The organism is Pseudomonas sp. MH9.2, assembly GCF_034353875.1.
Taxonomy (GTDB): domain Bacteria; phylum Pseudomonadota; class Gammaproteobacteria; order Pseudomonadales; family Pseudomonadaceae; genus Aquipseudomonas.
In genome coordinates, this window is record NZ_CP133784.1 from 1,137,869 (window position 1) to 1,162,666 (window position 24,798).

Here is a 24,798-nt window from a genome sequence, read left to right on the forward strand (position 1 = left end):
GAATTTTGCGTTATGGAGGCAACCCCACCAGCCACACCCCGGCACACAATGTTCCCGCTGTGGCTGCTTCCTTCCGGATCTGACCAGGTTCACGGGTAATCGTTGCGGGGGGACCGATGGGGTCACCATAACGACGTTCACCTGACGGCGAACGGCGCCATTGTACCGGTCTGGCGAGAAGTTACAACCGTTGGTTTTGGATTAAAAATCCGAGGGGGCTCAAGCACTTGTGTGGCAGAGGCTGGCGGCTGTGTACGGTGGGCCCGACGTTGGGGCTTTTGCGTTACCCTATTCGGCCGTGACGCGATGCGTCCTCGCAGGATTCGATCGATGCAAACTAAATTGGTCTGTTATGAAGACCTGTCGGTTGTTCAACGCCAGCAATTGCAACACCTTGAAGTGCTGCCGGAGCAGAAGGCTTTTTCCGGGGATATCTACAGCGCACTGAATGCCCTGCAGGGTAAACCGAATGACGATATCAAGGGTTTTGTACTGATTGCCGACGACTATCCCATCGGTTTTTTTATGCTAAAGCGCGGGCCGTATTTACCGCACTGGGCAGATCAGGATGCCGCCACCCTGCATGCCTTGCAGATCGACCGCAGGATGCAGGGTCATGGTCTGGGGAGAGTCTGCTTGCAGGCGGTCCCGGACATGGCACGCTCGGTGTGGCCAGATGTGGCGCAGTTGATGCTGTCGGTGGATACGGACAATCAGGCGGCGCTTGGCCTGTATCTTGGTCAGGGCTGGGTCGATACGGGGGAAGCGTATCGGGGGCGGATTGGTTATGAGCGGCGGCTGTCGTTGGCATTGCGGGATGGCGCTACCGAGCGTCTATAAGGGGTGTGCGTGCCCCCTCACTGCGCCTGTAGCACCTCGTCCGCCCTGCCCCCGGCTTGCTGAATAACCAAGTGAATGAAGTGCAGCTTGGTAATGACTGCCGGAGACAGAACGAACGGGTAAAAGTCGGGTTGCCCCATGCTCCGGGACAGTTCGTTGAGCATCCCCGCCAGTTCGATCCAGGCGTTGACGAATGAGAGGAACGCAGGACCGCCGGGGTGCTGGGGGTCGTAGAGAGCTTCCAACGTGAATGGCGGATAGTCGAAGTCCATATCCCGTGCGCTCATGCCAAAACCGAGGGCGGTGTCGACGGCATCCATCATGTGCAGGTAGTGGGCCCAGGTTTCAGCCCAGTCTTCCCAAGGATGCATGGTGGCGTAGGCGCTGACAAAACCCTGTTGCCAGTCAGCCGGCGCGCCTTTCTGGTAGTGGTGCTCAAGAGCATCGGCATAACTGGCGCGCTCGTCGCCGAACAGGGTGCGATAAGCATTTTCCCATGGGCTGTCGGGGATCAGACGATCCCAATAGTAGTGACCCACTTCGTGCCGAAAATGCCCGAGCAAGGTCCGATACGGCTCGTGCATCTGCACGCGCATGGCTTCGCGGTGGGCGTCGTCGGCCTCTTCGATGTTGAGAGTGATCAAGCCGTTGGCGTGACCGGTGGAGGGGCACTTGCCTTCCTGGTCGACGCCAACGAAATCAAATGCCAAGCCAGTATCTTCGTCCTGCGCTTTTGGAATCACCTGCAAACCCAGCGCGATCAATTGCGCGACAAGGCGACGTTTGGCGGTTTCGACTTTGCACCAGCGATCCGGGTTTTCCGGAATCGACAGGTCGGGAATGGTTCGATTGAGGCTGCACGCGATGCAGAACTCACCCTGGTTGTGCGCAGGAAACAGCCAGTTGCAGGCAGCGGGCGTGTCGAGATTGGCGCAGCGTCGATAAAGCTCCGCACCGGGTTCTTCGATCAGGCGCCAGGTGCCTTGATCAGGCCCCGACTCGAGCGCGGCCAGCCGACCCTGCTCCGGCAAATAGCCCAGCGCTGCCGAACAGGCCAGGCACCGGGTATTAGGGAAGAAGATCGACTGTCCACAGTGGCACTGCCAGACCTTGCTATTACGTTTGGTCTCGCCCACGAACGGCGCGGCAATGCGGGAGCTGAGTTGCTCGAAGAAGCGGTACATGACGATCTCCTTTTGGCGTACTAGCACTGGATCATGAGTTGCATGACCGATTCCGTGTACATGAGGGTGAACCATGGCGCCCCCTTCGCAGACAAGTCAGCGCCTACAGATCTGTCAGCTCACTTCAATATTGTGTTTCTTCAGAAACACCACAAACGCTTCTTCATCCAACACTTTTAGCCCCAGTTCATTGGCCTTGGTCAATTTCGAGCCCGCACCAGGCCCGGCGACGACGGTGTGGGTTTTTGCTGAGACTGAGCCTGAGACTTTAGCGCCGAGGCTTTCGAGTTTTTCCTTGGCGATGTCGCGGCTCATCAGCTCCAGGGACCCGGTCAGGACCCAGGTTTGCCCAGCCAGCGGCAGGCCTTCGACGACTTTTTTCTCGCTCTGCCAATGCATGCCGAAGTCTTCGAGTTGCGCCTCGATCTCCAGTGCACGCTGGACGTGCTCTTTGATGTCGAAGAAATCACGCACGGCTTTCGCCTGTTTCTCGGCCAAGGCCTGACGCATGTCCAGCCAGTCGGCGTCGATGATGCCTTGCAGCGAGCCAAATTTGTCCGCCAGTTTTTGCGCTGCACCCGGCCCAATCGCAGGGATGTGCAGTTTGTCGATCATGCCCGCCAAGGTAGTACTGGCTGCGAATTCAGCACCCAGCTCGCCCTGATCCTGCAATTCCAGACCGCGCTCAAGCAATTGCTCGATGACCTTGATGTTGTGGCCATCCCTGAAGAAGCTGTGGATCTCATAGGCGACTTCCAGCCCGACATCCGGCAAATACGTCAACACTTCCGGCAGCGCCTGTTTAATGCGCTCCAGCGAGGCCAAAGAGCGCGCCAGTACCTTGGCGGTCTCTTCGCCAACGTCGGGAATGCCCAACGCATAGATGAAACGCGCCAGGGTTGGTTTTTTGCTGTCGCTAATGGCCCTGAGCAGCTTGTTGCTGGAGACCTCGGCAAACCCCTCAAGGCCGACGATCTGTTCGAACTTCAAGGTATAGAGGTCAGCCGGGGATGACACCAGCCCTTCATCCACCAACTGCTCGACGCTCTTGTCACCCAAGCCGTCGATGTCCATCGCCCGACGGGACACGAAGTGGATGATCGCTTGTTTGAGTTGCGCGCGGCAGGCCAGTCGACCGACGCAACGGTACACGGCGCCCTCGCTGATGGTTTCCTTGCCTTTGCTGCGTTTGACCAGCTGCGTACGCTCGACCCGAGAACCACAGACCGGGCAGGTTTCTGGAATATGCACCGGACGCGCGTTATCTGGGCGGCGGTCCAGGACGACCTGCATCACTTGCGGGATGACGTCGCCGGCGCGACGAATGATCACCGTGTCGCCGATCATCAAGCCCAGACGCGCCACTTCGTCCATGTTGTGCAGCGTGGCGTTCGCGACAGTAACACCCGCAACCTTGACCGGTTTGAGGCGCGCGACCGGAGTGACTGCACCGGTGCGGCCAACCTGGAATTCCACGTCAAGCAGTTCGGTGAGTTCTTCCATGGCCGGGAATTTGTGGGCGATGGCCCAACGCGGTTCGCGGGCACGGAAACCCAGCTCGCGCTGAGAGGCCAGGTTATTGACCTTGAACACTACACCGTCGATTTCGTAGGGCAGCGACAAGCGCCGCTCGCCAATATCGCGGTAGTAATCCTGGCATTCGTCTATGCCGTTAGCCAACTTCAGCTCATGGCTGACAGGGATGCCCCATTGCTTGAGCTTTTCCATGTTGCCGATATGGGTGTCGGCGAACTCTTCCGACACCTGACCCAAGCCGTAGCAGCAAAATTCCAGCGGACGGTTGGCGGTGATCTTCGAGTCCAGCTGACGCAAGCTGCCGGCCGCAGCATTACGTGGGTTGGCGAAGGTTTTACCGCCGACTTCCAGCTGTCCGGCATTAAGCCGTTCAAAGCCTGCTTTGGACATGAACACTTCGCCACGCACTTCCAGGGTTTGCGGCCAGCCGCTGCCGTGAAGCTTGAGCGGGATATTACGTACGGTACGTACGTTGACGCTGATGTCTTCGCCGGTAGTGCCATCACCACGGGTCGCACCGCGAACCAGCGAGCCATTCTGGTACAACAGACTGACCGCCAGGCCGTCGAGTTTCGGTTCACAGCTGTACTGAACGTGAGCGCCGTCGCCGAACAGGTCGCCCACCGGCAAGTCCAGGCCTTCGACGACACGGCGGTCGAATTCACGCATGTCGTTTTCGTCGAAAGCATTACCCAAGCTGAGCATGGGAATTTCGTGACGCACTTGGGTAAATGCCGACAGCGCCGCGCTACCGACCCGTTGAGTCGGTGAATCAGGCGTTATCAGCTGCGGGTTCTCGGCTTCCAGCGCCTTGAGCTCTTGGAACAGGCGGTCGTACTCGACGTCGGGGATGCTCGGCTCGTCAAGGACGTGGTAGCGGTAGTTGTGCTGCTCCAGTGCTGCGCGCAGTTCCAGGATTCGGGTTTCGACGGCGGTCATACGTGTTCTCTCGAAAAGCAAAAAAGCAGCCGAAGCTGCTCAATGTTGATTCGCCACCGCAGGAAGGTCGTTCCGACCTTCTCGCGGGCAAGCGCGCTCCTACAGGTTAAGCGGCGCGTATTTAGCGGCGCTGGGTCAATGCACGGCGTTCGAATTCGGCGATGCGCTGGCGGTAGTGTTCAATGGTCTGCGCGGTCATGACGCTGCGCTGATCATCTTTCAATTCACCGTTGAGTTCGTGGGCCAGTTTGCGAGCAGCGGCCACCATGACGTCGAAGGCCTGTTTCGGATGACGCGGGCCGGGCAAGCCAAGGAAGAAACTCACGGCGCGGGTGCTGAAGTGATCGATATCGTCGAGATCGAACACGCCCGGCTTGACCGCGTTGGCCATGGAGAACAGTACTTCGCCGTTGCCGGCCATGCTCTCGTGGCGATGGAAAATATCCATCTCGCCGAAACGCAAACCACTTTCCAAAATGTTCTGCAGCAACGCAGGACCCTTGAAGCCACTTTCGTCGCGGCAGATCACACTAATCACCAGCACTTCTTCAACGGGCGGCAGATCTTCGGTACGGCGCGTCGTATCGTCTGCACGTCGCCCAGGCTTGTTCTCGTCCGGAAAGTCATCGTCGCGACCGGCGTGCAGGCTTGGCCCGTCCAGATCGAGATTCAGATTCAGGTCGCCCTGATGCGGTTCGTCCTTGCGTTTGCGCTTGGCATCACGCGGGGTGACGTTCACCGACGGCAGATCGTGCTCATCCAATTGCGGTTCTTTCTGGTTGTCCAGCACACGCGGCGGCCCCAAGAGCTCGGCGGACGTGGCTTCGTCGTCATCCGGCAGATTGGAGAAGCTTCGGTCCAGCCTGAATTTCAATTTACCCTTGCCGCCGCGCATCCGGCGCCAGCCATCAAAAAGAATACCGGCAATGACAATAATGCCGATGACGATCAGCCACTCGCGCAGACCGATTTCCATGTAATCCAGTGCCTCTAATAAAAATGCTGAGAAATAAGGGCCGAAACCCCTTTAAAACGTGGCGCCAACTCTATGTTCTGACAGGCGTTTTACCCACGCAAAAGAAAAAGTGGTGATTAAACTAGCACGACCAAAGATAACTTTACACCGTCTGTTGCAAAGGGCCGGCCGCTCAAAAGTGGTCAAACGGCTTCAGACGCTTGATAACACCATGCATTCCCATAGCAAAGGGGCCACTAAAACGCCATTTCCCTTGCTGTACAAGGCCTGCACGCTAGGCATCCACCAGCGCCATCGCTTCCTCCACGTCTACCGCAACCAATCGCGAGCACCCAGGCTCGTGCATGGTGACCCCCATCAACTGGTCTGCCATCTCCATGGCAATCTTGTTGTGGGTGATGTAGATAAATTGCACCGTCTGCGACATATCCTTCACGAGTCGGGCGTAACGTCCTACGTTAGCGTCGTCCAGCGGTGCGTCAACCTCGTCGAGCATGCAAAACGGTGCCGGGTTCAACTTGAAAATGGCAAAAACCAGCGCCAAGGCAGTCAGGGCCTTTTCACCACCGGACAGCAAATGGATGGTGCTGTTCTTCTTGCCAGGTGGCCGCGCCATGATAGTCACACCTGTATCGAGTAAATCTTCGCCCGTCAGTTCCAAGTAAGCGCTGCCACCACCGAAAACTTTTGGGAAAAGTGCCTGTAAACCGCTATTTATCTGATCAAAGGTCTCTTTGAAACGATTACGCGTTTCCTTATCAATCTTGCGAATGACGTTTTCCAGGGTATCCAGCGCTTCGACCAAGTCGGCATTCTGCGCATCCAGATAACGTTTACGCTCGGATTGTTGCTGGTATTCGTCGATGGCCGCGAGGTTGATCGCACCGAGGCGTTGAATACGCTGAGCAATGCGCTCCAACTCTTCTTCCGCATGTTTTTCGTTGGCCTCGCTGGTCAGCGTAGCCAACACGCCATGCAGGTCGTAGCCGTCTTCGAGCAATTGGTCCTGCAGGGTTTTGCGCCGCACCGTGAGCGCCTGCCATTCCATGCGTTGCTGCTCGAGCTGGCCGCGCACCAGTTGCGATTGCTGTTCGGCCTGAGTGCGGCGTTTCTCGGCATCGCGCAGTTCACGGTCGGCGTCTTCCAGCGCCATTTTTGCCAGACGCATCTCGTCGTCGACAGCCATGCGTTTTTCCAGCAACTCTTCGAGCTTGAGGCGCAGTTCTTCGAGCGGCGCCTCGCCCTCTTCCAGATTAAGGCTTAGCTGCTCGCGTTTTTCGTTCAGACGCTCGGACTGCAACTCCAGCCGCTCAAGGGCCTGTCGGGTGGAATCGTGCTGCGCCTTGAGCGACCCTAGACGCACCGCCAATTGATGGGCGTGGTCCTTATGCTGACGGGCTTCCTGACGCACCCGGTCGAGGCGTTCGCGCAGGCTGTCGCGCTGAGCCAGGAGCAACTCACGCTGTTCGGTGTCGATGGCCATGCTGTCCAGCGCGCCCTGCAATTGCAGGCGAGACTCGCCGAGCTGTTCGTGTTCGATGGCGCGTTGCTCGCCCAATTCGCCCAGCTCTTCGTCCAGACGCGTGCGGCGCAGGGTCAATTGTTCAACCTTGGCTTTGCCAGCAGATAGCTGCGCCTTGAGTTCGCCTTGCTGACGCGCTTCATCCTGTAAACGCCGACGCAGCTGCTCGCGGGTGTCTTCTTGCTGCAACTGCTGCTCACGCAGGGTGACAAGCTGCTCTTCAAGGGCGCCCAGGGTGGCTTCGCGCTCCTCACGCTCCAGCCCCAGGCGCTGCAACTCCTGACCGCGAGCGAGCACTCCGCTTTCTGCTTCACTGGCGCGGCGCACCCTTAGAAAATGCCGACCGACCCAGTAACCGTCGCGGCTGATCAGACTCTGCCCTGCCCCAAGCTGACCGCGCAAGGCTAAGGCGTCTTCAAGACTGTCTACCGGTTTGACCTGACCCAGCCACGCCGACAAATCGACCGACGCTTCAACCTTGTCCAGCAAACTGCCAGGAATTCGCATCACGTCGGCCGACGGGCTGAGCAGGCGCAGGTCGCCCTGTTCGAAACCCGCAAGATCCAGTCCAGCGAAGTCATCCACCAGCACCGCTTGCAGGTCGGCACCGAGCACGGTTTCCACCGCCAGCTCCCAGCCCGACTCGACCCGCAGGCCTTCAGCCAGTCGCGGGTGCTCGGTCAGTTGCTGTTCACGCAGCCACTCAGCAGTACCGGTGCCCGGATCGAGCGCCGCTTGTTGCAAGGCTTCCAGCGAGGCCAGCCGACCGTTAAGGCGCTGTAGATCGCCCTGAGCCTGCTGCTGTGCCTGATTGGCTTGATGCAGCTCGCCACGCAGTTGTTCCAGGCGCTCGACCAACTGTTCTTCGCTGGCGTGCAACTCTTCCAGGGTCATTTCGCGGGTGGCGAGTTCTTCGCTGAGTTCAAGAATGGCCGCGTCTTCCGGGTCTGCGGCGAGCAACTGTCGCTCTTCGCCCAAACGCCGTTGCCGTTCGCCCAATCGCTCCATACTGCTTTCCAGCTGCTGGATGCGCGACTGCTGCACTTCGGCCTGACGCCGCGGTTCGGCAGAGTCCAGATTGAACGCGTCCCACTTCTCCTGCCAGCCGTGCATGGTGCTTTCGGAGTCCTCCAGCGCTGCGGTGGATTCTTCGGCGGCTGCGCTGGTGATTTCCTGTTCGGGCTCGAGCATTTCCAGCTCTTCGCCTAGCGTCGCCAGCAAGGTGCGGTCGTGGCCCAGATGCGACTCTGTTTCCAGCCGCGCGCGTTCCGACTCGCGCAGGTCGTCCTGCAACTGACGCAAACGCTGCTGGCCGTGCTGGATACTTTGCTCGACCCTGGCAATATCGCCGCCCACGGAATAGAAACGGCCCTGCACCAGATTGAAGCGCTCAGACAGGTCGTGATGACCGTCGCGCAGACGTTCAATGCTGGCGTCGGCATTGCGTTGCTCAGCCACCAGTGCTTCGAAACCGACTTCCTGATTGCCGATCACCGCTTCGCGCTGGCCGACTTGCTCATTCAACGCCTGCCAGCGCAGAGCCGACAGTTGTGCCTTGAGTTGACGCTCTTCGCCTTTGTATTCCTGGTACTTCTCAGCCGCCTGCGCCTGACGGTGCAAACGGTCGAGCTGGCGTTCCAGTTCGTCGCGCAGGTCGGTCAGGCGGGCCAGGTTTTCATGAGTGCGGCGGATACGGTTTTCAGTCTCGCGCCGACGCTCTTTGTACTTGGAGATGCCGGCGGCTTCTTCGATGAAGTTACGCAGCTCTTCAGGCTTGGACTCGATCAGCTTGGAGATCATCCCTTGCTCAATGATCGAGTAGCTGCGCGGGCCCAACCCCGTGCCGAGGAAGATGTCGGTGATGTCACGACGACGGCATTTGGTGCCGTTGAGGAAGTACGTATTCTGGCTGTCGCGGGTGACTTTTCGGCGAATGGAGATTTCCGCGTAGCTGGCGTATTCGCCCACCAGGGTGCCATCGGAGTTGTCGAATACCAGCTCGATGCTGGCCTGACTGACGGGCTTGCGACTGGTTGAGCCGTTGAAGATGACGTCGGTCATCGATTCGCCGCGCAGGTTCTTCGCCGAACTTTCGCCCATCACCCAACGCACGGCGTCGATGATGTTGGATTTTCCGCAGCCGTTGGGGCCTACCACCGCCGCCATGTTACTCGGGAAGTTGACGGTGGTCGGGTCCACGAAGGATTTGAACCCGGCCAGCCTGATGCACTTGAGCCGCATAGGGTCAGCCTGCAGTCAGGGCGGACAGTACCAACTTGCAACTGCGCTCGACATAGCTGCTCAGCACATTACGAATCTGCGCATGGTCGCGCGCCACGACCGAGTCGAGCAGTTGCGCGAATAGGGTCAGGTACTCGCTCATTTCCGCCTTGCGTTGGTCCAGCGCCAGGTAATAGTTACGGCTCATGGACGGCTGCAGGTTTTCGACTGTTTCTTGCAGGTACGGGTTATTGGCGAACGGGTAAGCGGCGCGCATTACGTTGAAGCTCTCTTCAACGAACATTTTCACGTCCTGAAGCTCGTAGCTGGCGGTCAGGCGCTGCTGAACCCGCAAAAACGGCGCAAGATCAGCATGCGTTTCCCAACGATTGGCCACGGCATTGGCAAGCAGGATGTACAGCTCGCCCATCAGCGCGCACAGGCTTTCAACGTTGTGCGCGTTAAGTTCGGTCACTTGGGCGCCACGACGCGGCAGGATCACGATCAGGTGGCGGCGCTCGAGAATCAGCAAGGCTTCACGCACCGAACCACGACTGACACTCAATGCTTGAGTGACTTTTTGCTCTTGAATGCGCTCACCCGGCTTGAGCTCGCCACGAACGATCCGTTCTGCGAGGTGGTGAGCGATTTGCTCGGCGAGGCTATCCGGCGCCTTGAACGTCATGGTTTTCCTTCAACTTCGGCTAAATCATACAAGCCGCGCAGTGTATCGCAATGGGCAGCCATGGCGCAGGGCCATGGGGGTTGAATCTGGCACGAAATAAGCAATTCTTTGAGCACTGGTCGGCAATTTTGTTACCGATCAGGCACACCGTTAATCGGCAAAACCGGGAAAAGCGATTTTTCCTGACTTAAGGGTCAGCAAATAATTGACCAAAAAGTCAGAGCTGATAAATTCAGTCCATGTGTCGATTACAAAAATAACGTGCAGAGGGGCCTTCCGTGATCCAACTCTTACTCAATCAGGCGCTACGCACCGAGCACGCCCTGGACCCGAATCTGACCGTGCTCAATTATTTGCGCGAGCATCTGGGCAAACCCGGCACTAAAGAGGGCTGTGCCAGCGGCGATTGTGGCGCCTGCACCGTGGTGATCGGCGAATTGAGCACCGATAACGATGGCGCCGAGCACCTGCGCTATCGCAGCATCAATGCCTGCCTGACGTTCGTTGCCTCGTTGCACGGCAAACAATTGATCAGCGTCGAGGACCTCAAGCATCAAGGCCAACTGCACAGCGTGCAAAAAGCCATGGTCGAGTGTCACGGTTCGCAATGTGGTTTCTGCACACCCGGGTTTGTCATGTCGCTGTTCGCGCTGCAGAAGAACAGCAGCGAAGCCAACACTCATCAAGCCCACGAAGCATTGGCCGGCAATCTGTGCCGTTGCACCGGCTATCGCCCGATTCTCGCCGCCGCCGAGCAAGCCTGCACTCAACGCGAGCCCGACCAGTTCGATCAGCGCCAGACAGAGACCATCGCCCGTTTGCGGGCCATCGCACCAAAAGAAACCGGCGAACTCAACAGCGGCGACAAACGCTGCCTGGTGCCGTTGACTGTCAGCAACCTGGCCGATTTGTATAACGCCTATCCGCAAGCGCGCTTGCTGGCCGGCGGTACCGATCTGGCGCTGGAAGTCACTCAACTCCATCGCACGCTGCCGGTGATGATCTACGTCGGCAACATCGAAGAAATGAAACGCATTGAGCACTTCGACGACCGTATCGAGATCGGCGCCGCCACCTCGTTGACCGACTGCTACGCAGCACTGACCGCTGAATACCAGGACTTCGGCGAGCTGCTTCAGCGCTTCGCCTCCTTGCAGATCCGCAATCAGGGCACCTTGGGCGGCAACATCGGCAACGCCTCGCCCATCGGTGACTCCCCTCCTCTGCTGATCGCCCTCGGTGCGCAGATTGTCCTGTGCAAAGGCGAAGTCCGCCGCACCCTCGCGCTGGAAGACTACTTCATCGACTACCGCGTGACGGCACGCCAGGAAAGCGAGTTCATCGAAAAAATCATCGTACCCAAGGCCAACGACAGACAGGCGTTCCGCGCCTACAAAGTGTCGAAACGGCTGGACGACGATATTTCTGCGGTGTGCGCGGCCTTCCGCTTGCAGGTCGAGAATGGCGCCGTTGTCGATGCGCGCGTTGCATTCGGCGGCATGGCGGCGATCCCTAAACGCGCCGCTGCCTGTGAACACGCGCTGATCGGCGCACCTTGGACCTCGGCCACCGTGGAGCGTGCCTGCGCGGCCCTGGCTGAGGATTTCACCCCGTTGTCAGACTTTCGCGCAAGCAAGGAATACCGCCTGCTGAGTGCGCAAAACCTGCTGCGCAAATATTTCATCGAGCTGCAAACGCCTCACATCGAAACGCGGGTGACCTCTTATGTCTAACCATGCCCCGGACCAAACCTTGGAAGACAGCCAAGCCGAAATGGCCGCGCTGTTTCAGCAGGACCTGAGCACGGGCGTGGGTCGCAGCGTCAAGCACGACAGCGCTGACAAGCATGTGTCCGGCGAGGCGGTGTACATCGACGACCGTCTGGAATTCCCGAATCAATTGCACGTGTATGCACGCCTGTCCGACCGCGCCCACGCGCGGATCATCAGCGTCGACACATCGCCGTGCTATGCCTTTGAAGGCGTGCGCATCGCCATCACTCATGACGACATTCCGGGCCTCAAGGACATTGGTCCGCTGCTGCCGGGCGATCCGTTGCTGGCCATCGATGTTGTAGAATTCGTCGGTCAACCGGTGATCGCGGTTGCCGCACGGGATATGGAAACCGCGCGCAAGGCGGCAATGGCCGCGATCATCGAATACGAGGACCTCGAGCCCGTTCTGGACGTGGTGGAGGCCTTGCGCAAAAAACATTTCGTCTTCGACAGCCATACCCATCAACGCGGTGATTCGGCCAGCGCTCTCGCCAGTGCGCCGCATCGCCTACAAGGCAACTTGCACATCGGCGGGCAGGAACACTTTTACCTGGAAACCCAGGTCTCGTCAGTGATGCCCACCGAAGACGGGGGCATGATTGTCTATTGCTCGACGCAAAACCCCACCGAAGTACAAAAGCTGGTGGCGGAAGTACTCGGCGTGTCGATGAACAAAATCGTGGTCGATATGCGCCGCATGGGCGGTGGTTTTGGCGGCAAGGAGACCCAGGCGGCAAGCCCTGCGTGCCTGTGCGCGGTGATCGCCGTGTTGACCGGGCTGCCGACCAAGATGCGTCTGCCCCGGGTCGAAGACATGCTGATGACCGGCAAGCGTCACCCCTTCTATATCGAATATGACGTCGGCTTCGATGACAGCGGACGCCTGCACGGGATTCAGCTGGAGTTGGCTGGCAACTGCGGCTGCTCACCGGACCTGTCCAACTCTATTGTCGACCGGGCGATGTTCCATGCCGATAACGCGTACTACCTGGGCGACGCCACCATCAATGGCCATCGTTGCAAGACCAATATCGCCTCAAACACCGCCTATCGCGGCTTCGGCGGCCCGCAAGGCATGGTCGCGATCGAAGAAGTGATGGACACCATCGCCCGTCACTTGGGCAAAGACCCGCTGGACGTGCGCAAAGCCAACTACTACGGCAAGACCGAGCGTAACGTTACCCATTACTACCAGACGGTCGAGCACAACATGCTCGAAGAAATGACCGCCGAACTGGAGGCCAGCAGCCAGTATGCAGAACGGCGAAAATCGATTCGTGCCTACAACGCACACAGCCCGGTGCTAAAAAAAGGCCTGGCGCTGACCCCGGTGAAATTCGGCATTTCCTTCACCGCCAGCTTCCTCAATCAAGCCGGTGCGCTGATCCATATCTACACCGATGGCAGCATCCACCTGAACCATGGCGGCACCGAGATGGGCCAGGGTCTGAACATCAAGGTTGCGCAGGTGGTGGCCGAGGTGTTCCAGGTTGATATCGACCGCATCCAGATCACTGCGACCACTACCGACAAAGTGCCGAACACCTCGCCGACGGCAGCTTCCAGCGGTGCAGACCTGAACGGTAAAGCTGCGCAGAACGCTGCTGAGATTCTCAAACAACGGTTGGTGGAATTTGCTGCGCGGCAGTACAAGGTCGGCGAAGATCAGGTGCAGTTTCACAATGGCCACGTGCGGATTGGCGAGCACATTCTGTCGTTCGAATCCCTAGCGCAACAGGCATGGGTCGGTCAGGTATCGCTGTCGAGCACTGGCTATTACAAGACACCTAAAATCTATTACGACCGCAGCCAGGCGCGCGGTCATCCGTTCTACTACTTCGCTTACGGCGTGGCCTGCGTTGAAGTGGTGATCGATACCCTGACCGGCGAATACAAGATGCTCCGCACCGACATCCTGCATGACGTGGGCGCCTCGCTGAACCCGGCCATCGACATGGGCCAGGTCGAAGGCGGCTTCATTCAGGGCATGGGCTGGCTGACCATGGAAGAGTTGGTGTGGAATGCCAAGGGCAAATTGATGACCAACGGCCCGGCCAGTTACAAAATTCCGGCAGTTGCCGACATGCCCCTGGACCTGCGGATCAAGCTGGTGGAGAACCGCAAAAACCCGGAAGACACGGTGTTCCATTCCAAGGCCGTGGGCGAGCCGCCGTTCATGCTCGGCATCGCCGCCTGGTGCGCGATCAAGGACGCCGTCGCCAGCCTTGGCGACTACCGACATCAACCGAAGATCGACGCGCCTGCGACCCCGGAGCGGGTGTTGTGGGGGTGCGAGCAAATGCGCACGTTGCATAGCGCGACGGCTGCGGCCGAGCGCGACCCTGGGCACATCGCTGGCGAGCCCGCGCCTACAAGAGCTTAGGAGACCGCACATGAACAACTGGATCAGCGCTCTCGCCGAACTGCAAAACCAGGGCGAACCCTGCGTACTGGTGACCATCATCGACGAGCGCGGCTCGACGCCGCGCAATGCCGGTTCGAAGATGGTCGTCACTGCCGGACGGATTTTCGACACCGTCGGGGGTGGGCACCTGGAATACAAGGCCATGCAGATCGCCCGCGAGATGCTCGCCAGCGGCAGTCAATACACGCGCCTGGAGCGCTTCAGCCTGGGCGCCAGCCTGGGTCAGTGCTGCGGTGGGGTGAACGTCTTGCTGTTCGAACCCATGGGCCAGCCTCAGGCACAGATTGCGGTATTCGGTGCAGGGCATGTCGGCCGGGCGCTGGTCCCGCTACTTGCCAGCCTGCCCTGTCGGGTGCGCTGGATCGATTCGCGAGAACAGGAGTTCCCCGCGCTGATCCCGGAGGGCGTTACACGGATCGTCAACGAAGAGCCTGTGGATGAAGTCGAGCAATTACCCACAGGCAGTTATTGCATCGTCATGACCCACAACCATCAACTGGACCTCGAGCTGACGGCAGCCATTCTCACGCGCAATGATTTCACTTATTTCGGCTTGATCGGTTCGAAGACCAAGCGGGTCAAATTCGAGAATCGCCTGCGTGAGCGCGGTTTCGATGCGGCACTGCTGCAACGCATGCGTTGCCCGATGGGCCTGGCCGAGGTCAAAGGCAAATTGCCCTTCGAGATCGCCGTGTCCATTGCCGCTGAAGTGATCGCTACCTACAACGCCAGCTTCGGCCAACACAGCAGCCATGCCGAACCTGTTGCGCACCTATTGCCGGTTTCACGCCGCAGCCAAGTTCAATGAGATTTCTATGACATCTGTATCTGCAAAAAACGGTAGCCACACCGTCACCAAAGCCTACCGTGCTGCCATCCTGCACAGCATCGCCGATCCTGCCGAGGTGGTGGTGGTCGAGGCGTCCTATGAGTATTTCGAAGACGGTTTGCTGGTGGTCGAAAATGGCAAAATTGTCGCCCTTGGGCATGCCGCGGACCTGCTGGGACAGCTCGGTGCCGATGTCGATATTACCGAATACCCTGACGCGCTGATTACTCCCGGCTTCATCGACATGCACATCCATTTGCCACAAACCGGCATGGTCGGTTCCTATGGAGAACAACTGCTGGATTGGCTGAATACCTACACCTTTCCCTGCGAGAAACAGTTCGCTGATCCAGCTCATGCAGCTGAAGTCTCGGACATTTTCCTTAAAGAATTACTGCGTAACGGTACGACCACCGCGCTGGTGTTCGGCAGTGTGCACAAGGCCTCGGTGGAGGCGTTTTTCACCGCAGCCGAAAAGCTCAATCTGCGCATGATTGCCGGCAAGGTGATGATGGATCGCAACGCGCCGGACTACCTGACCGACACCGCAGAATCGAGCTACATCGATAGCAAGGCGTTGATCGAGCGCTGGCATGGCAAGGGTCGCCTGCACTACGCGGTGACCCCACGTTTCGCTCCGACCAGCACCCCGGAGCAGCTGGCATTGGCCGGACAATTGCTCAGTGAATACCCCGACGTGTACCTGCAAACCCACATCAGTGAGAACCTGAAAGAAATCGAATGGGTCAAGGCGCTGTTCCCGGATCGCAGCGGCTATCTGGATGTTTATGACCACTTCAATCTGCTCGGCGAGCGCTCGGTATTCGCCCACGGCGTGCACCTGTGTGACGACGAATGCCAGCGGTTGGCAGAGACCGGTTCGGCCGTGGCGTTCTGCCCGACGTCGAACCTGTTTCTGGGCAGCGGTCTGTTCAATCTGCCAATGGCCGAGAAGCACAAACTCAATGTTGGCCTGGGTACTGACGTCGGCGCAGGCACCAGCTTCTCGATCCTGCAAACGCTGAACGAAGCGTACAAAGTGATGCAGTTGCAGGGGGCGAAACTGAGCCCGTTCAAGTCGCTGTACCTGGCGACATTGGGCGGCGCGCGAGCACTGCGCCTGGAAGACAAAATTGGCAGTTTGCACCCTGGCAATGAGGCGGACTTCCTGATCCTCGACTACCACGCCACCCCGCTGCTCTCCTATCGCCTGAAACAGACCAAGGATATCGAAGAGACGTTATTTGTACTGACGACGCTGGGGGACGACCGCGCGGTGCTGGAGACCTACTCGGCGGGGCAGTTGGTGCATCAGCGATCTTGCAGTCCCACCGCTTAAATCGTCGGACTGCGCCCCGGCTTTTTCTTGCTTTGCAGCAGGTGCGAAAACACCGCGTGCAAGTCGTCTGAGGCGCTCTCTTCGTCAAGGTTGAGTTTGCTGTCGATGTGATCTATGTGATGCATCATCAGGCTCACGGCCAGCTCGGTGTTACGCGCCTCGATGGCGTCGATCAACTGGGTGTGTTCATCGTAGGAGCAGTGCGAGCGGTTGCCGCTTTCGTACTGGGCGATGATCAACGATGTCTGGGAAACGAGACTGCGCTGGAAGCTGATCAGCGGCGCATTCTGCGCGGCCACCGCCAGCGTGAGATGGAACTCGCCCGACAAGCGAATCCCGGCACCTCGGTCTCCACGTGAAAAACTGTCGCGTTCATCACTGACCATTTGCCGCAATTGGGCAAGCTGCTCAGGCGTAGCGTGTTCGACCGCCAACTCAGTGATCGCTTTTTCCACCATGCGTCGGGCAAAAAATACCTGCCGCGCCTCCTCGACGCTCGGACTGGCAACCACCGCGCCACGGTTGGGCCGCAGTAACACGACTCCTTCGTGGGCCAGGCGTGACAGGGCACGACGAATGATCGTGCGGCTGACGCCGAAAATCTCCCCGAGAGCCTCCTCGCTCAGCTTCGTACCGGGGGCCAGACGCTGTTCGAGAATCGCCTCGAAAATATGCGCGTAGACCCTGTCGTCCTGCGTGCCGACACGGCCAGCCTTGACGGTTCTCGGCTGTTTTTTGAGGGGCTGCAACGGTTCGTTCATGGGCGCTCGTGTGCAAATCACAGATAAAGTACCGCCACATTGTACACAGTGCATGGGGGGTGAATAGGTGCGATCTTGTCTACAGCTTTACGCACACGACATCGAACATATTACGTACAACTTTAAAAAAATTATTAGGTTTTTTGTACACAAAATCACGACTTCGCTTATTGCGAGGCGCTGAGCTGGCGGTCAAAAAATCCGACAGCTCGGCGCGTTATTGCAAAGCAAACTCGGCCAACGCGTTCCCGCAAAAGCGTATTGAAAATCAACCTCCGTCAAATATCATCGGCGACCCTGACGACAAACAATTGTGTTCTAACACCCGACACCCTCGTGGTGTTTGTCCCGCCCACCAGCCTGATCAGACTCCCCTGCTCTTGGGCGGCCGCGATTCTTGTCGCTACCGACGTACCGGCATAGCGGTCCAAAAAGGCATCAAGCCACGTGCTGGACAGCGGAAATCCCAACGGTAGAGGTTGTAGCTCATGCGCCACCTGACTGTTGTGGACTCGCCGCACACTCATCATGTACAGCTTATCCAGTCCGGGCCGCTGAAACGTCAACGTGGGCGTGAAGTGCATCAAGTCCCCGCCGGGTAATAGCTCGTAACCGCTCGACGTCAACTGGCGGGTCATCAACTCACTCAGTTCCTGGGCACTCATCGCATCCGCCCCCCCTCTAAGCTTTGCCAGGTCTGACGGATCGCCGGGCAGGAAGTCCAGCCGATGAAAGGTGTCGAGCGAACTTTCATAGCTGATGTTCATGCTTTGATAGGTGCTGCCTGTAGGCCTTGCCCCATCAAGCATGGTCAGCGGATCGTTGAGTTTTGCCAATGGCGCAGCGTGCCCCTTCCTCCAGGCATTGAGCGTCGCTTTCATATTTATCAACCGGGTCGCCGTCATGCTGAGGCTGGTACTGTCGGCCAGTTGATAAAGCTTTTCCGCCAGCACTCGCTGGGAGATGGGGGTAAATGCCGGGCGAATATCAGCAATGAGGCTCTGGATTTTTTTCGAAAACAAAGGCCCATGAACCGTCCATTGGCCTGCCTTGAAAGAAGCCATCACCGGTTGATCGAACGGATTGACCCTGATGACCTCGTTCAACTCTGCGAAGCTGCCTCTGGAGTTCCCCGCTGCCGGGTTGCGCAGAAATACCATGCTCGGGCTTTGTGTCGAACCGGCAGGCAGGATATCGAAACACTCGCGGCCGATGACAACGACTTCGCGCTCAGGCGCACCGGTCACCCGGAAGATCGGCGGTTGTTGCCCGATGGGCTCCAGAACAGTCAGCTCGTCCAGCTCCTGGCCCCAGCCTTTCCAATTATCTGCTGGCACAGCGATGCTCCGACTGGTACCCGGAACCGGTTGCGGCGGCTGGCGATTGGTTTCGCTGGTTGAGGGTGCTGGGTGCTGGCTGCTTGCGTTTGCTTGCAACGGGAATGGGCAGGGGAGCGACCGTCTCACCTTGTGGTTGGCGTCGATGGGCCTCTGCCCAGCCTGGAACTGCTCTGTGGCTTTGGTAATGTACGGCCACGTCCAATTCAAGCCGTCGTTGTTGATCGACGGGAAACGCAAACTGATCAAGTAACTCGCGCGCCTGCTTGCGCGTAAAGCTGCCATCGGGATGGGCTTCACTAATCAGCGTCTCGGCAATACTCGATTTCACCCCTCCCTTGAGGCCGACATCCATGTGATAAACCCAGTCCCCCTGCGAGTCGAGACGCACCGGAGGTTCATACCCCTGACCCACCGTCTTTTGCAGACGAAGTGACTGCTCGCCTTTGCGCCTGTAGACCTTGTAAAACTTGCCTTGCCGTTGTATCCAGAGCTGCCCGTCTTTCAACGCCGTGCCCGCGTTGACCCCGTTCTGTTTGCTTGCTCCGACCGGTGAAACGTCGGCCTCATACCCTTTGAATGACGTGAGCACGTAGCGCTTGCGCGTGACCGAGGGCAGGGTGCCCGTCAACCGGGCAGCCTGGCGCAATTTTGTCGCGCGGCGGGCGACCTTGGCGAAGGCGGCAACCGTGGCGACACCGGGCACCACTGAGAGCAGGATGTCCAGAACGCTCAGGGATGCGCTTGCCGTCAGCACCTCGCCCTCGAACGTTCTGCCCTCTCTGAAAGCTGCAGCTGCGGAGTGGCCGTCATTCCAGCCGTCATGCACGCTGAACAGGGTCCCCATACCGGGCAAGAACGACAGGATTGCCTTGAAGTACGCCATATATGCCTGGCTTTCACGAAGGTCGTGTCCACTGCGGATGTCGGCGTTGCTACGCGCATCAAGCTTGGTGTGTACATGGATCAGCCTGGCACGTACATCCACCTGCTGAGCCGCTATTTTTAGAAAAAGAGCTGGGGTGAAGGTGATAAAACCGTCGAATTTGCGTAGCAATGCCTGTTCGATATAACGCGTATTAGCCGCTTGGCTGCCCTCTTCGCCAGCACGCGAAACCAGGTACTCGATCAGCGGCGGGTTATTGATGAGTTTGTTAATCAGCCGCGCCTTGGCTTCTTGCAGACTCATGGCTTCTATCAGCGAAACGCCAGTGGGTGCCTGGGGCAAATAGACCAATGTGGTCCCTGTTGTCTCGTGATGGATAACGCAGAGACCTGAAAGCGTCGCGCTTTTGGTTTCACCGCTTACCGCATGACCCGGGTTTAAAACGACCCAGCTCATTCGCAGTTGGGCTGCGTGCAAGTCCGCATTGGAACGTGCCTGCACCGCCTGCTCAAACACGCGATAGCCATGAGCGCTCAAGCGTTTTTCTTGCAGGGCAGCAAAACCTTCCAGCAGAATTTCCAGTTCATAGGGTTTGAGCAAAACATCGGGCGTGATCAGCGGCGACGTCTTCGTACGCGTCTGGAACACGCGGCCCAGCAACGCCCGGTACTGAGCGGCGATATTGACCAGAGGAATGATTCGGCTGATGTAATCGACTGTCAGGCCAATCGCCGTTCCAAGGTCACCGGCAGGCGAATCGATCCGGGCAAAGGTCAGTCGCGCCGTCATCTCTTCATCCTTGGGATCGATGTTATAACGAGCCCACTCAGCCACGGAGAACCTTACCCGCCCGGCACTTGCACTCCAGCTGTTGCCATGGCGAAGCACGCCGTACTGCGGATCGATATCGAAATCCCGAGTCGCGCTTTCGGGCAGATCGATAAAGACCTGATCGGCGTCGACATCAATGCCCAGATCGTCCTTGATCCGAGCCGCGAGCGTCTGGCGGGTGAATGCCTCGAATGACGGCAACACTGCGTCCAACTCGCGTTCCAGCAAGGCCGCCGCTGCATGGTATGCGCTCAATCGCTGGCCATGCTCACGGCGAATATCGACCGGGGCGTGCAACAGCCATTGCGGCATCTGAGCAACTAATTCACCGGTTCGCTGCTGCTCTGCCACACGGTCGATGGCCTGGTCCCGCGCGTCGTTGCGATGGACCTGCAGGTTGTCAGCCGACTCCAGATACAAACGACTCAGCGTGGCCTCCTCGTTGCTGGCGTCATCAAAAAATCGTTGACCATCGGTGGCCGCGCGAATGGAGGCTTCAAGGCTTTCAATCTGCACGTGCACGCTGTGGGTCATGGCTGGCGCAGTGGTGACACGGGTAATCAACTCCAGAGGGCCGGTCCTGGCCGCGCCCATTGCCGCACCTCGCGATGAGGCAGACACATGCCGCCAGAACGGCGTGTCCAGGCCCGACTGCAAGGTGAACTGCACGTCATCTTTGAGCGCCTGCAAAGACGAGAACTTCTGCAGTCCACCACCTTTCCCCGGCATGAATAACAACGCGGACTCTTCGGCATCAGGTGTATCGAGCGCCTGTTGCGTGGTAAAAATCAGGACGCCGCTCAAGGCATGAACCGTTTCGCCGACAGCGATGCACAGGTCAGTCACCCGCACTGACTCGGCAACAGGGTCAAGCGTGCCAACCGCTTGCTGGATGTGCGTCAGCTCGACAGCGCTGATCGAGCCCTCATAGGCCTGAAGCTGCGCTTCACTGAGCAACGCTTGCTCGCGATGCGCGATCAACCCGGCAGTGTTTTCATTGATAAGTTGCGCTGTACTGGCACCCAGGGTGCTCGTAATTGCTTGCATCGACACCGAGGCGCTATGCAATGCAGCGTGAAAACGGCGGTACTCGGCCAAGGGCTTTACGCGCTCGCCCTCCTCCCCGATCCATGCCTGAATACGGTTGCCATACAGCGCGACTTTCTCTTCGCACAAGGCGACGAAACGCGCGGGCGGCAAACTGCCAAACGATACGATCCGGCGGTACAGCAAAGCGTCGACAGACGGAATGTCTTCGCCCTCTTGTGTCAGGAGGTCTGCGGGGGCTAGCGTCATTGAAATCATGGATTATTCCAGAATTGATTAGACCCGGAAGTGTGCCCAAGCCCGCCGGCGCGCAATGACTACATAAATATCGGCTACCTGTTTTCCGGACAGAAAAAAGCCCGCAACGTGAGCGGGCAAGAGATGACGAGGGAAGCTACCCGGCAGCGACTAACTGCCGCGATACGTTGAGTAGCTGTAGGGCGAAATCAATAACGGCACGTGATAGTGGTCCTGCGCGGCATCAATCCCGAACCGCAGAACCACCACATCAAGGAACGGTTGATCAGGCAAATCCACGCCCCGTGCCCGGTAGTAGTCACCGGCATGAAATTGCAATTGGTAGACGCCCGAACGGTAATCATCGCCCTGTAACAAAGGACCATCGCATCGGCCATCGGCGTTGGTCACCGCAGTGGCAACCCGCTCCAGGCGTTCACCTTCGACCCGGTACAACTCGATTTTGATAGCGCTGCCCGGGCAGCCGTGGGCGGCATCCAATACATGCGTCGTCAATCGTCCCATTGCTCGTCAGCCCCTCGCGCAGTCAGTTGAAAGATCAGGCTGCCCCCTTATGGTGCCAGGATTGAGAGCGGCGAGCCGTAATTAAGACATTTGCTAAAAAAATTGTACACAATAAATATCGCTTTCTAGAGCGGCATGACGAGGATTACATCGAGACATCTGTTTCGGCCAACAATCAGGCGATTAAGCCCTCTTGCAGATATAAGCTGATCGCTCAGGCAAGTTTCTTGCAGGCACTAGCTCCTGGATAAACGCTAAAAACCAGGCTTACAAAACGATTTAAGAGTTGTATACAATCGAGCCATCGCGATGGCGCCGGCCTTGATTGCCCTGGCAACCGCCGCCACTGACAATACGCACATAAGGAAGCCTGCTGTGAGTGCTGACTACCCACGGGACCTGATCGGATACGGCAACAACCCGCCCCATCCTCACTGGCCGGGAAATGCCCGCATCGCGCTATCCTTCGTGCTCAATTACGAAGAAGGCGGCGAGCGCAATATTCTGCACGGTGATAAAGAGTCCGAATCTTTCCTGTCGGAAATGGTGTCAGCCCAACCGCTGCAGGGCGAGCGCAACATGAGCATGGAATCGCTCTACGAATACGGCAGCCGTGTCGGCGTGTGGCGCGTGCTCAAGTTGTTCAAAGCATTCGATATCCCGCTGACAGTTTTCGCCGTGGCCATGGCCGCGCAGCGTTACCCGGAAGTGATCCGCGCCATGGTTGCAGCCGGTCACGAAATCTGCAGCCACGGTTATCGCTGGATCGACTACCAGTACATGGATGAGGCTCAGGAGCGCGAACACATGCGTGAGGCGATTCGCATCCTTACCGAGATCAGCGGCGAACGCCCACTGGGCTGGTACACCGGCCGTACCGGGCCCAATACCCGCCGTTTGGTGATGGAGGAAGGTGGCTTTCTCTACGACTCCGATACCTATGACGATGACCTGCCCTACTGGGAACCGAACACCCCCACCGGCAAGCCGCACCTGGTGATCCCGTACACCCTGGACACTAACGACATGCGCTTTACCCAGGCGCAGGGCTTCAACAATGGAGAGCAGTTTTTCCAGTACCTCAAGGATGCGTTCGACGTGCTGTACGCCGAAGGTGCCGAGGCGCCAAAAATGCTCTCCATCGGCCTGCACTGCCGCTTGATAGGACGCCCGGCGCGACTGGCAGCGCTCAAGCGCTTTATCGAGTACGCCAAGGGCCACGAGCAGGTCTGGTTCAGTCGGCGCGTCGATATCGCCCGGCACTGGCACACCGAACATCCTTATCAGAATACCGAGATCACGCCATGAGCCGCTTTCAGACACTGACGCCATCGTCTCTGAGCCGTGAAGCGTTCGTCGCCGCCTTCGCTGATATTTATGAACATTCACCGTGGGTGGCCGAGCAGGCCTACGACATGGGCCAGGGCGCAGACTTGGACCATGTCGAAACCTTGCATGCCCTTATGAGCGACATTCTGTTGAACGCTGATCATGCCCGGCAACTGGCTGTGATCAACGCCCACCCGGACCTTGCCGGCAAAGCCGCCGTGCAGGGCCAACTGACTGAAGCCAGCACGTACGAGCAAGCGGACGCCGGTATCCACCAATGCTCGGCCGAAGAGTTTCAGCGCTTCACCGAGCTGAACGACGCCTACAAGGCCAAGTTCGCGTTCCCCTTCATCATGGCGGTGAAAGGCAGTGACCGACATCAGATCCTCGCCGCTTTCGAAACACGCATTCATAACCCGGTCGACACCGAGTTCGCCTGCGCGCTGGCGGAAATCAACAAGATCGCGATGTTCCGTTTGCAGCACTTATAGTCGCCCTATCCCACGCCAGTTTTTGCAGAGGCAGACAAGAACAATGAAAGCTTACGCCGCACCGTTCGAGAAGTTCGTCAACCTGGCCGACGCCCGTCTGGGCACCAAAATCATCTCGGTCACCGATGACTGGTTCGCCGACGCCAACCGTCTGTTCCAGCCGACCCCGGCCGTCTGGAAGGAGGGCGTGTTCGATGACAACGGCAAGTGGATGGACGGCTGGGAGTCACGCCGCAAACGCTTCGAAGGTTATGACAGCGCCGTGATCCGCCTGGGCGTGCCGGGCTCGATCAAGGGCGTGGACATCGACACCTCATTTTTCACCGGCAACTTTCCGCCCTCGGCCTCGCTGGAAGCGTGCTTCCTGACCACTGGCGAGCCGGACGAAAAAACCCCATGGACTGAAGTGCTGTCGGCCGTCGAACTGCAAGGCAACAGCCACCACTTCCACGAGATCAGCAACACTCAAGCGTTCAGCCACTTGCGCTTCAACATCTACCCGGACGGCGGCGTGGCACGTCTGCGGGTGTATGGCGTTCCGTTCCGCGATTGGTCGGCCGTGAGTGACAACGAACAACTCGACCTTGCTGCAGCGCTCAATGGCGGCCGGGCGCTGGCCTGCTCCGACGAGCATTACGGGCGTATGAGCAACATCCTGAACCCGGGCCGCGGGATCAACATGGGCGACGGTTGGGAAACCGCGCGTCGACGCACGCCGGGCAATGACTGGGTGATCGTCGCCTTGGGCCATGCTGGCGAAATTGAAAAAGTCATCGTCGACACCCTGCACTTCAAGGGCAACTACCCGGACACCTGTTCGATTCAGGCCGCGCTCGTCAAAGGCGGCACGGACAATCAGATCGAAACCCAGAGCCTGTTCTGGCGCGAACTGCTGCCGGCCCAGAAGCTGGAAATGCACGCCGAACACACATTCGCCGAACAGATAAGAGCCTTGGGCCCGATTACTCATATCCGCCTGAATGTGTTCCCGGATGGGGGCGTGAGTCGCCTTCGCGTGCTGGGTAAAGTCGCGAAATAAATACAATCCCCTACAGATTAATCGTGAACCTTAGAACAGAAGAAA

17 protein-coding genes and 1 other RNA gene are annotated in these 24,798 nt (G+C 58.4%); 8 read left to right on the plus strand and 10 right to left on the minus strand.

Annotated elements, in window-relative coordinates:
• Nucleotides 1–22: 22 nt before the first annotated feature.
• Nucleotides 23–119: signal recognition particle sRNA small type (gene ffs / locus RHM55_RS05210), an RNA gene on the minus strand.
• A 211-nt stretch (nucleotides 120–330) separates the two neighbouring features.
• On the opposite strand from ffs, the gene RHM55_RS05215 reads away from it, so the two are divergent.
• Entirely contained in the window at nucleotides 331–840 is a 510-nt protein-coding gene (locus tag RHM55_RS05215; protein ID WP_322179907.1) for a GNAT family N-acetyltransferase, read from the plus strand.
• Nucleotides 841–857: 17 nt separating this feature from the next.
• Here RHM55_RS05215 and RHM55_RS05220 read toward each other — a convergent pair whose 3' ends face one another.
• From RHM55_RS05220 to RHM55_RS05240, 5 genes are all read right to left on the minus strand, one after another.
• Nucleotides 858–2,024, minus strand: coding sequence for a zinc-binding metallopeptidase family protein (locus RHM55_RS05220; protein WP_322179909.1), 1,167 nt, complete (start codon nucleotides 2,022–2,024; stop codon nucleotides 858–860).
• Between the two features lie 114 nt (nucleotides 2,025–2,138).
• Nucleotides 2,139–4,499 carry an NAD-dependent DNA ligase LigA gene (gene ligA / locus RHM55_RS05225; protein WP_322179911.1) on the minus strand — a complete coding sequence of 787 codons (2,361 nt, stop codon included), beginning with the start codon at nucleotides 4,497–4,499 and terminating at the stop codon, nucleotides 2,139–2,141.
• Nucleotides 4,500–4,620: 121 nt separating this feature from the next.
• Entirely contained in the window at nucleotides 4,621–5,475 is an 855-nt protein-coding gene (gene zipA / locus RHM55_RS05230; protein WP_322179913.1) for a cell division protein ZipA, read from the minus strand.
• A gap of 274 nt (nucleotides 5,476–5,749) precedes the next feature.
• Entirely contained in the window at nucleotides 5,750–9,238 is a 3,489-nt protein-coding gene (smc, locus tag RHM55_RS05235; protein ID WP_322179915.1) for a chromosome segregation protein SMC, read from the minus strand.
• Between the two features lie 4 nt (nucleotides 9,239–9,242).
• The gene (locus RHM55_RS05240; protein WP_322179917.1) at nucleotides 9,243–9,902 is read right to left on the minus strand and encodes a GntR family transcriptional regulator; all 660 of its coding nucleotides are present in this window, start codon (nucleotides 9,900–9,902) and stop codon (nucleotides 9,243–9,245) included.
• A 278-nt stretch (nucleotides 9,903–10,180) separates the two neighbouring features.
• On the opposite strand from RHM55_RS05240, the gene xdhA reads away from it, so the two are divergent.
• From xdhA to guaD, 4 genes are read left to right on the plus strand one after another with little or no spacing between them, the layout of a single operon-like run.
• On the plus strand, nucleotides 10,181–11,635 hold the full coding sequence (gene xdhA, locus RHM55_RS05245; RefSeq protein ID WP_322179919.1) for a xanthine dehydrogenase small subunit: 1,455 nt from the start codon (nucleotides 10,181–10,183) through the stop codon (nucleotides 11,633–11,635).
• Nucleotides 11,628–14,060, plus strand: coding sequence for a xanthine dehydrogenase molybdopterin binding subunit (gene xdhB, locus RHM55_RS05250; RefSeq protein ID WP_322179921.1), 2,433 nt, complete (start codon nucleotides 11,628–11,630; stop codon nucleotides 14,058–14,060). Before xdhA ends, xdhB begins: the two co-directional genes overlap by 8 nt.
• A 10-nt stretch (nucleotides 14,061–14,070) precedes the next feature.
• Nucleotides 14,071–14,910: a xanthine dehydrogenase accessory protein XdhC gene (gene xdhC / locus RHM55_RS05255; RefSeq protein WP_322179923.1), complete on the plus strand. Its 840-nt coding sequence runs from the start codon at nucleotides 14,071–14,073 to the stop codon at nucleotides 14,908–14,910.
• 7 nt (nucleotides 14,911–14,917) lie between these two features.
• Nucleotides 14,918–16,270 carry a guanine deaminase gene (guaD, locus tag RHM55_RS05260; RefSeq protein WP_322179925.1) on the plus strand — a complete coding sequence of 451 codons (1,353 nt, stop codon included), beginning with the start codon at nucleotides 14,918–14,920 and terminating at the stop codon, nucleotides 16,268–16,270.
• Here guaD and RHM55_RS05265 read toward each other — a convergent pair.
• The 4 genes from RHM55_RS05265 to uraH all read right to left on the minus strand — a co-directional run bounded on the left by RHM55_RS05265 (nucleotide 16,267) and on the right by uraH (nucleotide 21,894).
• Nucleotides 16,267–17,031 carry a GntR family transcriptional regulator gene (locus RHM55_RS05265; RefSeq protein ID WP_322179927.1) on the minus strand — a complete coding sequence of 255 codons (765 nt, stop codon included), beginning with the start codon at nucleotides 17,029–17,031 and terminating at the stop codon, nucleotides 16,267–16,269. The genes guaD and RHM55_RS05265 overlap by 4 nt on opposite strands.
• Nucleotides 17,032–17,309: 278 nt before the next feature.
• A complete protein-coding gene (locus RHM55_RS05270; protein WP_322179929.1) occupies nucleotides 17,310–18,368 on the minus strand; it encodes a hypothetical protein in 1,059 nt (352 codons plus the stop codon).
• Nucleotides 18,355–21,390, minus strand: a complete 3,036-nt coding sequence (locus RHM55_RS05275) for a dermonecrotic toxin domain-containing protein (protein WP_322179931.1) — start codon at nucleotides 21,388–21,390, stop codon at nucleotides 18,355–18,357. The genes RHM55_RS05270 and RHM55_RS05275 overlap by 14 nt, the downstream gene beginning before the upstream one ends.
• A 150-nt stretch (nucleotides 21,391–21,540) precedes the next feature.
• Nucleotides 21,541–21,894 carry a hydroxyisourate hydrolase gene (gene uraH / locus RHM55_RS05280; RefSeq protein WP_322179933.1) on the minus strand — a complete coding sequence of 118 codons (354 nt, stop codon included), beginning with the start codon at nucleotides 21,892–21,894 and terminating at the stop codon, nucleotides 21,541–21,543.
• Between the two features lie 375 nt (nucleotides 21,895–22,269).
• Here uraH and puuE point away from each other — a divergent pair, with 375 nt between their 5' ends.
• The 3 genes from puuE to alc are packed head-to-tail and all read left to right on the plus strand — an operon-like array spanning nucleotide 22,270 to nucleotide 24,753.
• Nucleotides 22,270–23,202 (plus strand): allantoinase PuuE, encoded by a 933-nt coding sequence (gene puuE, locus RHM55_RS05285; protein ID WP_322179935.1) that lies wholly within the window; start codon nucleotides 22,270–22,272, stop codon nucleotides 23,200–23,202.
• Nucleotides 23,199–23,714 carry a 2-oxo-4-hydroxy-4-carboxy-5-ureidoimidazoline decarboxylase gene (uraD, locus tag RHM55_RS05290; RefSeq protein WP_322179937.1) on the plus strand — a complete coding sequence of 172 codons (516 nt, stop codon included), beginning with the start codon at nucleotides 23,199–23,201 and terminating at the stop codon, nucleotides 23,712–23,714. Before puuE ends, uraD begins: the two co-directional genes overlap by 4 nt.
• A 43-nt stretch (nucleotides 23,715–23,757) precedes the next feature.
• Entirely contained in the window at nucleotides 23,758–24,753 is a 996-nt protein-coding gene (alc, locus tag RHM55_RS05295; protein WP_322179939.1) for an allantoicase, read from the plus strand.
• The last annotated feature ends 45 nt before the right edge of the window (nucleotides 24,754–24,798 follow it).